Source organism: Methanosarcina sp. KYL-1 (assembly GCF_024372725.1).
Classification (GTDB): Archaea; Halobacteriota; Methanosarcinia; order Methanosarcinales; family Methanosarcinaceae; genus Methanosarcina.
Genome location: NZ_VOUA01000018.1, coordinates 72416 through 82925, shown reverse-complemented (window position 1 = coordinate 82925; position 10510 = coordinate 72416). Strand labels below are relative to the sequence as shown.

The 10510-nt window shown below is 45.7% G+C and carries 9 protein-coding genes, 1 tRNA gene and 1 rRNA gene; 3 read left to right on the top strand and 8 right to left on the bottom strand.

Going from position 1 to position 10510, the window contains the following annotated elements; all coding sequences use genetic code 11:
* The first annotated feature begins 5 nt into the window (after nt 1–5).
* Nucleotides 6–128, top strand: a 5S ribosomal RNA gene (gene rrf / locus FTO70_RS12405).
* Nucleotides 129–511: 383 nt separating this feature from the next.
* On the opposite strand, the gene FTO70_RS12400 is transcribed toward rrf, so the two are convergent.
* Both FTO70_RS12400 and FTO70_RS12395 read right to left on the bottom strand, forming a co-directional pair.
* Complete coding sequence (locus FTO70_RS12400) at nt 512–1105, bottom strand: adenosylcobinamide amidohydrolase (protein ID WP_255336069.1); 594 nt, start codon at nt 1103–1105, stop codon at nt 512–514.
* A 119-nt stretch (nt 1106–1224) separates the two neighbouring features.
* On the bottom strand, nt 1225–1671 hold the full coding sequence (locus FTO70_RS12395; RefSeq protein ID WP_255336068.1) for a universal stress protein: 447 nt from the start codon (nt 1669–1671) through the stop codon (nt 1225–1227).
* Nucleotides 1672–2868: 1197 nt separating this feature from the next.
* On the opposite strand from FTO70_RS12395, the gene FTO70_RS12390 reads away from it, so the two are divergent.
* Nucleotides 2869–3501: a class I SAM-dependent methyltransferase gene (locus FTO70_RS12390; RefSeq protein WP_255336067.1), complete on the top strand. Its 633-nt coding sequence runs from the start codon at nt 2869–2871 to the stop codon at nt 3499–3501.
* A 347-nt stretch (nt 3502–3848) separates the two neighbouring features.
* Here FTO70_RS12390 and FTO70_RS12385 read toward each other — a convergent pair whose 3' ends face one another.
* The 4 genes from FTO70_RS12385 to purD form a co-directional block, all read right to left on the bottom strand.
* Entirely contained in the window at nt 3849–5297 is a 1449-nt protein-coding gene (locus FTO70_RS12385) for a homospermidine synthase (RefSeq protein ID WP_255336066.1), read from the bottom strand.
* A 398-nt stretch (nt 5298–5695) separates the two neighbouring features.
* Nucleotides 5696–5780, bottom strand: a tRNA-Leu gene (locus tag FTO70_RS12380).
* Between the two features lie 211 nt (nt 5781–5991).
* Nucleotides 5992–6921 (bottom strand): ornithine carbamoyltransferase, encoded by a 930-nt coding sequence (gene argF, locus FTO70_RS12375; protein WP_255336065.1) that lies wholly within the window; start codon nt 6919–6921, stop codon nt 5992–5994.
* A gap of 132 nt (nt 6922–7053) precedes the next feature.
* Nucleotides 7054–8367 carry a phosphoribosylamine--glycine ligase gene (gene purD, locus FTO70_RS12370; RefSeq protein ID WP_255336064.1) on the bottom strand — a complete coding sequence of 438 codons (1314 nt, stop codon included), beginning with the start codon at nt 8365–8367 and terminating at the stop codon, nt 7054–7056.
* Nucleotides 8368–8715: 348 nt separating this feature from the next.
* On the opposite strand from purD, the gene FTO70_RS12365 reads away from it, so the two are divergent.
* Nucleotides 8716–8859 carry a hypothetical protein gene (locus tag FTO70_RS12365; RefSeq protein ID WP_255336063.1) on the top strand — a complete coding sequence of 48 codons (144 nt, stop codon included), beginning with the start codon at nt 8716–8718 and terminating at the stop codon, nt 8857–8859.
* Between the two features lie 465 nt (nt 8860–9324).
* Here the strand turns inward: FTO70_RS12365 and pyrE are convergent, their stop codons facing one another.
* Both pyrE and FTO70_RS12355 read right to left on the bottom strand, forming a co-directional pair.
* On the bottom strand, nt 9325–9885 hold the full coding sequence (gene pyrE / locus FTO70_RS12360; RefSeq protein ID WP_255336062.1) for an orotate phosphoribosyltransferase: 561 nt from the start codon (nt 9883–9885) through the stop codon (nt 9325–9327).
* 69 nt (nt 9886–9954) lie between these two features.
* A complete protein-coding gene (locus tag FTO70_RS12355) occupies nt 9955–10500 on the bottom strand; it encodes a CDP-2,3-bis-(O-geranylgeranyl)-sn-glycerol synthase (RefSeq protein WP_255336071.1) in 546 nt (181 codons plus the stop codon).
* Between the last annotated feature and the right edge of the window lie 10 nt (nt 10501–10510).

Below are 10510 nucleotides of genomic sequence, written 5' to 3'. Positions count from 1 at the left end.
TTGCTTATGGCGGCCATAGCGGCAGGGCAACTCCTGTTACCCATCCCGAACACAGCAGATAAGCCTGCCCGCGTTCCTTACTGTACTGAAGTGCGCGAGCCTTCGGGAACTCTGGATCGCTGCCATAATCCCTTTCATTTCTTTAATTCTGTTTGCTCTTTCCTCAATTCTGTTTTTCTTTTTCTGATCTTTTCGTTTTCTTTTTTCGTCCGGTTGGTTAAGCGAATCTTTCGAAAATACACAGGTTCCGGCTGTCTAACTGGAGTTTATCATTTCATCCCTGAGTTCGGTCCCTGCTCCGCAAAGGGCGCGCCAACCCGCCCGCTGCGGCGGGCGGCTTTACCCTAAGACAAAAAAAGAAATTTTAATTCAAACACCAACATGTCTTCAAACCTGAATAAAGTGGTAATAAATGGGCCCCTGGTTTGATAATGAAAGCGAATTGAGTACCAGTTAGGACCGGTTTATGCAGACGAGGTCTTTCTTTCGCAGTTTCGTTCTCTTTACAGTTTCATTCTCCCCTCAGCTCAAGCCCTGCCTTAACTCCTTTTATGACCGCCTTTGTGATCTTTTTCCCGAACTCTGTGCTGGAACCGGCGTAGGGGATTTCCGGCCGGTCTCTTTCTTCTGAATCATTCTCATAGGCAACAATTACTGCATCCGTATTCGTGCCCAGGAAATTGTAGCCTTTTTCCAGGAGTGCCAGGCCTTTTGCTTCCGTGGCCGTAATGATGGCTCCAAGGAGGGCGGTCTCGGAGAGCTTCTCCCTGGAAAAGAGAATTATGTTTATGGTCCCGACCTTTTCTACCCGGAATTCGGATGCGTTGCTTACGCCGGCGGTTACGAAGACTGTGAGGTAATCGTCCTCGATGACCTGGAGGTATTCCATGTTTACGGCTGTCAGGAGGCCGAAATTTGTTTCCTTTATGCCTAGTTCAAGGGCTGCATCCCGGACAAATTTCCGGGGGTCGGGGGGGTTGAAGGTCCTTGGGACCTGTTTGTTGAAGAGGTAGTTTACCCGGGAGCGTCCGCCGTTCAGGCCCGTGCTCACGGCTTCAAAATCGCCTTCAATGACAAGGGTGCTGTCTTTTATGTAATATTGCATGATGTGGACTCCGTTTTTTCAGAGAATGTATCTGCTATATTTTCAGAGAATGTACGATGCTGTGTTATTATTATTTTCTTCAAAATCAGGTGTTCTCCTTTTGATAGAAAGTTTTAGCTTTACCAATAAGCTCTGACAACCATTACCGGAACTTTTGATCCTCTTACCACTTTCTCTGCAACGCTTCCGATCAGAAATCTGTCGAGTCCGGTTTTTCCAAGGGTGCCCATTACTATCAGGTCAATATTGTTATTTTCCGCGAAATCGATAATTTCATTGCTCGGGTACCCATCCAAAACAACCTCTCTTACTTCTACCCCTGAAGCTTCTCCAAGCTTTTTTATTTTAGATACTGCTTTCTCTCCATCTTTTCTCATAACTTCGTAGATCATTTCTTTGCCAAGAGTCCATGTTTCGGAAATTGTAGATGGTGTATCTACTACGTAGAGGGCGTAGACAGTGGCTCCGCTGAGTTTTGCAAGTTCAATACCGCAAGAAATAGCTCTCAAGGTATTATCGGACCCGTCTGTTGCAATCAATATGTTTCGGTGTAGCTCACTTTTCATGTGAAGTTCTCCATTTGCTTACATATAATGTACCGGATGGCAGAAAAAATTAATTCAGTCATACTCGGGCAGATCCCTTCTTCTTTCCTCTGTCACTTTACCCCTTACTCTTTTTTCTTTACAGGAGGAAAAATGCTGCGAGGGCCATAAATGTAACACCTGTTCCTATAACAAGGCGCAAAAATCTTAGGCCGTGTCCGCGAGTCATTGATCTTGATTGAGAAAACAGACACATTCAGCTTGGTAATACATATTTAGAGAAGTTCTTCTACAACTGGTTTTCAATGACTGGTCCCCATGGCCAAAAAAATGAAAATTATTTTTAGTCAGTGAAACTTTAAAAAAACACTTTGCATTTTGGGCATCGCCTATACAAAAACGTGTAACTTTTTATTGATCTGACTTTATATAAAAGAACTAATTTTTGTTAGTGCATTTTTCTAGAAACAGTATTGTGGATATTTTTCAGTAACGTACACTTTTTTCGAGATACCTGTTACCCTGATAATATACTGCGTGGGAGCTGTTTTGCGATTTTTAACTAAAGAAAAGCCATTTAATTTCCATATATACGTTGACAAGTATAAGGGTGACCAGAACTATCAAATGCCAGCCTCGATAGTATTTCATGTCTGGCTTAAGTCCCTTATCCCAATCGTATTCATTTCGTTTTATATAATTTCCTCCTTCGTTTTTATTGTTTCAATCCTTGTTTTGCCGGGGGCTGTTTTGCAATAGGGTTTCAAAAAGTCCTATTTTGCTTTTGTTTTCAAAATAGAGCATTAATCGGGAGATGTTTTTTGACATTTTCCGCCGATCTAATTATTACAACAGTATATATAAATGTCGGCGGCATATAAATTTTTCGAAAATGAACTGATTGACGTTGATATTATATTTTTTTAATGTATGTGGTTGTACATTGAAGTTAATTTCTTTAAGGGTTTAGGGTAGATCAACAGAAAAAACTGATTGTTTTTATTGCGTTCAAGGCGAGTGATCAGGGGATTGGAGTCTTTTCAGAACTCCTGGATTCTTTTCATTCCTGATTAAAGAGTTAAGCTCATCAAGAGTTACCTTTTGATCAATAGTAATTTGTTCCTTCCCCACAATAAGGAAATGTAAGCATTGATGTATGTAACAGGCTGCGTCAGGAACTATAGATAAGAAATAAATCATTTTGCGGAAGTAGCACGTATGAAATATGCCGATGTCGACAAAATTTACCAGGATGTACCGCTTGATAAAATTCCTTGGAATAGCGAGACGCCCCCGGATGCGCTTGTTGAGCTTGTACAAAGCGGAAAAGTCCGGCCCTGCAAGGCCATTGATTTCGGTTGTGGTGCCGGCAACTATGCGATATACCTTGCAGGCCAGGGATTTGAGGTAAGTGGTGTCGATAGCTCCCCTGCCGCAATAAAGATCGCTGCTGAAACCTCAGAAAAAAAGGGAGTCAGGTGCAGGTTCATTGTCGCCGATCTCCTCGGGGACATGCATGGAGTAAAAGAGACTTTTGACTTTGGCTATGACTGGGAATTTTTGCACCATATCTTTCCGGAAGACCGGGAGAATTATATAAAAAATGTGTATAATGTTCTGAAACCGGGGGCACTATACTTTTCAGTTTGTTTTTCCGAGAAGGACCCGCAATTTGGCGGCGCAGGCAAATTCCGAAAAACGAAGCTTGGAACAACACTGTATTTCTCATCGGAATCCGAAATAAGGGATCTTCTCTCACCTTATTTTGTCATACAGGAACTAAAAACGATAGAAATTAACGCTATGGTCGGATCACATTATGCCGTTTCTGTGTTGTCTAAAAGGCGCTGATTTTGATTATGGTATTTTCGGCACATGAGGATAGTTTTTAAGAGGATCTCATAGAGGATATCATATACCTTACAACAGCAGCAGATAACTTCGTCTACAATGTACATAATTTAATTCGATAGCTTCCTGGTTTTTTCTCAAATCAACGCTTCTAAGCGTTGTCAATAAAAAACTAAGCCTCGAAAGCCGAATAACAAAAGAGGAAGCAAAGAAAAGATAAAGGGTACAAATTTCTATTGATTACTGGAAATAAGTCTGGATGCGAGGGTGCGATTTGAACGCACGAATTCCTGCGCAACCAGACGCTGAATCTCCTCATAGAGGCTTACAGGTATCCAGCAGTTTAATCAACCTACGAAAAGGAAATTTTCAAACTGCCACGGATCGGGATCGTGTTTCACGGCTGGATTCTCTTTGAAATGTATTTTGCGGTTTTTAAGCGGTGTCCAGTCCGACGGTGTGGAAATAAATTTTCCGAGGTACGGCCTGGCAATATCCAGGACAAAATCATGAGGCAGGTCCTCAGGCGTTTTAATGCCTTCCCGCGGATTTTCAAGCATCCAGAGTATAGCAGCAACAACACCTGCAGCCACCTGAAGAGTGGTGGCATTCTGGCCGGGTGCAAGGGGCCTGGTCTCTTCAATGCTCAGTGCGCTCCCGGTCCACCAGGAGTTATAAGAATGGCCCATCAGGAGAGCCCCAATTACATCCTCGCCGGAAACGATCTCATTTGTCATTATTCTGAGTCTGGGCTGAAGCTCATAGTTCCTGCCTCGCAATTCGCAAAGGGAGGAAAGGGTATCATGACAGGGCATATAAGCATAATGTACGGTGGGCCGATAGACAGCCTCGCCATCTTCCCGAACAGTTAACAGTTTTGAAAGGCCATATGATTCGCCGTGACGGATCGCCATACCTACAATTTCTTCATCCGGTATCCACGATCTGACCCATGTATTCATACCCATCTGGGGCAGGAAGATCACATTTTTCGGTCCGTACGGAGGCATATGTGCCAGGGGCGGCAGTTTGTTCTCATGCGTTCCCCACGCTATTTCGACAGGAGCCGTTCCTTCTTCCCTCAAGCCTTCAATGCTCCATGTCCCTACAAATTCATTGACCTCTTTTGCCCGGTTTGCGACCTGAGTATCCCGCTCGCTGCAATGGATCACTTTGACCCCCAGTTTCTGAGCCAGGCGGGCAAAATCCCTGTTTTTTGCAAGGAGGGCAATTTCCTGTTCATCCTCGGGAGAGACTTTCTTATCTGCACAGGTGCTGGCGGCAATATCCAGCAAGCCCTGCTTTACGAAGTGGGTTATCAGACCGGGATTTGCGCCATGGTCAACGACAGCAGTCGGTGCATCTTTCCAATCGTGGGAAAGTTCAAGCAATCTCATTTGCCGTAAATAAAGCGATTTTTCCAATAGACTTCTAGTTAAAAATCCCTCAGTAGGGTCCCATACTTCAACCGAAGTGTTAACGTACAAGACATTGTGTTCATGGCACCACTTAATGATGTCATTGGCATCGATATTCCATGAAAGATCAATAATCAGGCCTTCGTTTTCCATATATTGTGACAAAACCTGATCCAGATTTTCCGGGGTGATCTTTTCACAGACAAATGTTAATCCCTGATTAGTATATTTTTTCAGAGCTCTTGATTTATCTTCAAAATCAATTAAGGTAATGTTTTCTAGCGGAACATCGAGTTTGTCCAGTAAAATGGGTAGGGTGCATTGTGAAACTGAGCCATAACCTACAATGAGGATTTTATTGGAAAACTTTTTTTTCATGGTTTCGTAAACGCAAGACATTCATATAACTTTTTGCCCGAAAATGACCCTACTTATTTAAATATATGGGTGTGTCCATGACTGAAAAAGATAGTCATCCTGCATATTCTCAAAAAATCTGAACAACCTTCATCCCGGATCACAACACACCTCGTTAAAACTTATTGTTTTTATTCCAATTCAGACGGAGCTTTCACAGGCCGTTTGGGACTTCATCCCAAAATCTGGATCACTGGTTAAGAGAGATTCTTAACAAAACAGATCGGTGCAAATATGAAAAGTCAAGTTCCAAATTAAAAAAATATATAATATAAGTGATGGCAATGAATCCTCATGACAAGGAATAAATCATAAGCTAAAAAAAATCAGCTTTACTCGATATAATCAAAAAAGTTTGATGCGAGGGGTGGGATTCGAACCCACGAACTCCTACAAGACTAGGCCCTGAACCTAGCGCCTTTGACCTGGCTGGGCAACCCTCGCACAGTGATGCTTATGTTACAGCGAGCACATAGTAGCGTTCTTTGTTCTTATACTTTTTCCTTGAAAGCCCTTTCGGAGGGCGGAAAATCCCGGGCACTTGTCCGGAAATTTTATATTTAAGGGAAATTAAGTTCATATGTGGAGTGCGATCCCGGCAGTTTTCCGGAAATATCCGGTTTGAATTAAAAAATTGATGAAATTTTTCATTTCATCAACTTTTCGTTTCATCGGGTTTTGCCAGTAATTTTAATATGAGGGCTTTCTGGGCATGCAGGCGGTTTTCCGCTTCCTCGAAGACCACGGAGTGGGGGCCGTCCATGACTTCGTCGGTAATCTCCAGGCCTCTCCTGGCAGGCAGGCAGTGCATGACAATTACATCAGGCTTTGCAAGCTTGAGGAGTTCGGCATTGACCTGGAACCTGGTAAAGTCCCTCAGGCGCTTTTCCTGTTCGGCTTCGTCGCCCATGGAGACCCAGACGTCCGTGTAGATTACGTCGGCATCCTTTGCGGCCTCTCTGGGGTCGTCGGTGATGGTGAACTTGCCTCCCAGGGCTTTTGCCTGCTCAAGGAATTCGGCTTTGGGTTCATAGCCTTTCGGGCAGGCTATTACAAACTCCATTCCCACGATTGCAGAGCCAAGCAGGGCGGAGTTGCAGACGTTGTTCCCGTCTCCCACCCAGGCAAATTTCAGGCCTTCGAGCCTGTTCTTGAACTCCATGATTGTCATGAAGTCGCCCAGGATCTGGCAGGGGTGTTCCCGGTCCGAAAGGGCATTGATCACGGGAATGGTCGAGTATTCGGCAAGCTTCTTCACCGTTTCGTGGCTGATTACCCTGGCCATGATTCCGTGCAGGTAACCGGAAAGGGTCCTTGCGGTGTCCTCGATAGTCTCTCCTCTTCCCACCTGGATGTCCCTGGAGTTCAGGTAAAGGGAGTGCCCTCCGAAATCGCTCATTGCAACCTCGAAGGAAACCCTGGTCCTCGTGGAGGATTTCTCAAAAATCATCCCAAGGCTTTTGTTCTTCAGGAATTCCGTTGTCTTTCCGGCTTTCCGCTTTTCTTTCAGGTCCACGGCCGATTCAAGGAGTTGATAGATCTCCTCCCGGGACAGGTCAGTTATTGAAAGTACGTCCTTCTTCATCGTTTCAACCCCGAGTTCTTTCTGGCTGAATCTAAACTTAATACGACAACATAGTACTTATTTGCACGCAGTATTTTTCTGCAGGATATTCAATCTTTATCTCAAAGATTTCCTGCAGGGCCCTTTGGCCTATCAGCTCCTGAGCTCTTTCATGTGGTCTATTCTCTTCTGGATCAGGTCAGCGGTGCCGATGTCTTTCCGGAAGAATAGGTTACCTTTTATGTTTTCAAGAGCTCTCTGGGCGATTTCCTCGGCTGAGGCGATGGTGTCTGCGCTTCCAACGACCGCGATTGCGCGGGAGCCGGTGGTGTAAACTTTTCCTTCTTTTTCATAGACACTTGCGTAGTAAAGAGAAGCTTTTCCTATGTCCCCGACAACAACTTCACTGTCTTTCTCGGGGTTGTCCGGGTAACCGGCCGGGACCGCATACTTGCACACAGTGGCTTTCCTGCTGAAGCGCACAGGGAGTTTGTCAAGGGTTCCGTTTGCCACTGCGGCCATAACTTCCACGAAGTCCGTCTCGATCAGGGGGATCACGTTCATGGCTTCGGGGTCCCCGAACCTGGCATTGAATTCCACCACTTTGGGGCCGTTTGCCGTGAGGATAAACTGCCCGTAGAGGATGCCCTGGTATCCGCTGCCCGTCTCCTTGCCGGTTTCCTCGTAAAGCGCCCTGACCGTGTCCTGCATGATCTTTTTTGCCTTTTCAATATCTTCGGGGAGCATGAAAGGCAGGATTTCTCCCGCATCGGTGTACGAACCCATGCCGCCTGTGTTGGGCCCAAGGTCGCCTTCATAAGCCCTCTTGTGGTCCTGCACCGCAGGGAAATAGGCAAGGTTCTTCCCGTCCACAAAGGCCTGCAGGGTAAACTCTTCTCCTATGAAGCGCTCTTCGATAACCACCGGTCCTTTTTCAAGAAGTTCGCTTGTGTATGCCTTTGCAGCTTCCAGGTCCGGGAGCTGGTCTCCCATTACCTTGACCCCTTTCCCGCCGGTCAGGCCCGAAGGCTTGACAGCAACGTCTCCGAGCTTCTCGATGAAAGCATGGGCAGGGCCTTCTTCCGTGAAGACTTCATAGGCCGGGCAGCCTTCGATCCCGTATTTTTTCATGAAGTTCCGGGCCCAGGCCTTGTCAAACTCAATTACCGCACAGGCCTTTTTTGGCCCGACTACGAGGACCCCGGCTTCCCAGAGGGCATCAGCAGCCCCGGCTGCAAGGGGGGCTTCAGGACCGACAAAAGCCATCTCGACTTTTCTGGCCTTTGCGTACTCTACAATCTTTTCAACTTCTGTTTCCTTCTCTAAAAGGAAATCCTCACAGAGGGCGGCAATGCCGGGGTTTTTCTTTGCCATTACCGCATAAAGGGAGGGGTTGTGCTTGCTTTTCTTTATTCCTTCGGCAATTGCGTGTTCCCTTCCGCCGCCGCCGATAAGCAAAATATTCATTTTCATTCTCCTTGGTCTGGAAAAAATTTACTTTTTCTTTTAAAATTTGTTTCTGGTATGTCTGATGGGTGAATGCTATGGAGAAACGGTTTGTGGTTTTTAAGTCCTCAAAAGTTTCCGGTATGGTTATAATATAAACAGCAGTTTGGTTTATAGGAATATTTAGTTTATAGGGATAAAAGCTTTCAATCAGCGATACACTAAAGGAGTTCCTAGTTCTCTATTTCTTCTAATAAATATCTTCTCATTGTCGGGTCCTACATCTCATATAAAAATCCCGGATGTTTGAAAGGGTTTTTCGGAAGTCCTTCCTTTCACTCTTCCGCCGGGGAGTTACTGGAGTACTTAATGCAAAAAGGGGTAATAATGCAAAAAAGGGGTAAGGGCTTAAAGCTCTGTTTTTTCAGTTTTTCAGGTGGAATAAAGGGTGAAGCCCCAGCTTCCACAGGTAACCTAAAAACTCATGTGATAATCTCAAAATTCACAGGATAACCCCTAAACTACAGAATAAACTCAAAATTCATAGAATCTGCCTCAAAATAATGCTCCTGTTAAGATGGGAGCAATACGCCTGTTAAGATGGAAGTAAATAATTTGCAGGAAGATCTCAATTTGTTTTTTACTCCGTAATAACCCGGATTCGATTCAGGGATTGAAGGGGGTATAATGTCTTTCTCCAAGGTCAAAAAGAGATGAATAGAGGCTGCCTCCAGAATTAAAAAAGGTGTCCTCAAGTATGGAAAGTAATTTTCCCTTCAGTATGAAGTTTTCATTTCAGTATAAAACCTTCAGTATAAAGTTTACTTCTTCTTTCCTGCAGCATGAGCATTCGGAGTGAATACACTTAGGGCTCGTCACAATACATTTTGCTCAACAATATGCATTTTGCTCTGCAGGGGGGAAGCCCCTCCCTTACCGCCAGAGGCGTCAGGGTGGGTAGTTCAAAGCACATGTATTTTACAGCAGGTCGCTTGCGGTTACCAGGGGGATAAGTTCCGCGTCAACTGCCCTGAGGTTTTCTTTTGCGCTTTCTTCCCTGTCAACCACCGTTATCACGTATTTGACGTTCCCGCCTGCTTCCCGGACAACTTCGATTGCATCCTTTACCGAGCCCCCGCTGGTCGTCACGTCTTCGAGCAGCACCAGGGCATCTCCGGGCTGGAGTTCGCCCACGAACCTGCTTTTTGTGCCGTAGGCCTTCTCGGATTTCCGGACAAGGAGCAGGGGAAGTTCGGTTTCCAGGGAAACCGCGGTTGCCAGGGGTACGCCTCCCAGTTCAACTCCTGCAACTGTGCCCACGTCCATCTCCTTAATCCTGAGGGCTGCCTGCTTTGCAATAAGCTTCAGGGTTTTTGGGTCGGTGCTGGCCTTCTTGATGTCTATATAATACTTGCTTTTCTTTCCCGATGCAAGCGTAAAGTCTCCGTAGCGTACAGCTCCGCAGGCTTTGAGGGCTGCGATCAGTTCCTGTTTTTGTTTTTCAAATTCATTTCTTGTTTCTGGTTTTGATTCACTCATCGTCTCACCGGTGTTTTTATGGGCTTGTGCCCGTTTGTTCCTGATGGGTCGGCTGTTCCTGAAGGTATTTCACCAGGGTTCTTTCTTTACTCCGATCAGGTATCCGATTATGTTTGTCGTAAGGTGGAGCAGGGGAGTCATTACGAGGACGGTTACTATTATAGCCGGGGTAAAATTGCTTACGAACCATTCGGGATCTGTCAGGTATGTGAATACCCAGGCTCCGGCGACAAAATCCAGCTGGTCCACAAATGGCAGGGACGCGCCCCTTTTCAGGCCCATCCTGCGCTTGAAAAAGCTCTTGAACATGTCCCCGAAAAGGGCGCCGGAGGCAAGGGCAAGGACGACTTTGAGCGCGCTTGCGTAGTCCGGGCCGAAGGCAGGCACTTCAATTCCCATAATTTCAAAGCCCCTGAAACTCAGCCAGATCTCAATGCATCCTGCAAGAAACCCGCAAAATATGCCTGAAAAGAGCCCTCTCCAGGTCTTCCCGTCCCCTAAAATCCTTTTTCCGTCCTTATAAGTCCTGCCGCCGTCAATAGGTTTTCCGCCCCCAAAGACGGCTGCAAAGGGGTTGGGGAGGTAGGCGGGTATCATTAGCCAGAATGCCTTGATTATCAGCTCG

Excerpts from the sequence above, each read along its gene's own strand:
- FTO70_RS12400 (WP_255336069.1), bottom strand. The coding sequence starts at position 1,105 with ATGCAATATTACATAAAAGACAGCACCCTTGTCATTGAAGGCGATTTT.
- FTO70_RS12395 (WP_255336068.1), bottom strand. The coding sequence starts at position 1,671 with ATGAAAAGTGAGCTACACCGAAACATATTGATTGCAACAGACGGGTCC.
- FTO70_RS12390 (WP_255336067.1), top strand. The coding sequence starts at position 2,869 with ATGAAATATGCCGATGTCGACAAAATTTACCAGGATGTACCGCTTGAT.
- FTO70_RS12385 (WP_255336066.1), bottom strand. The coding sequence starts at position 5,297 with ATGAAAAAAAAGTTTTCCAATAAAATCCTCATTGTAGGTTATGGCTCA.
- argF (WP_255336065.1), bottom strand. The coding sequence starts at position 6,921 with ATGAAGAAGGACGTACTTTCAATAACTGACCTGTCCCGGGAGGAGATC.
- purD (WP_255336064.1), bottom strand. The coding sequence starts at position 8,367 with ATGAATATTTTGCTTATCGGCGGCGGCGGAAGGGAACACGCAATTGCC.
- FTO70_RS12365 (WP_255336063.1), top strand. The coding sequence starts at position 8,716 with ATGCAAAAAGGGGTAATAATGCAAAAAAGGGGTAAGGGCTTAAAGCTC.
- pyrE (WP_255336062.1), bottom strand. The coding sequence starts at position 9,885 with ATGAGTGAATCAAAACCAGAAACAAGAAATGAATTTGAAAAACAAAAA.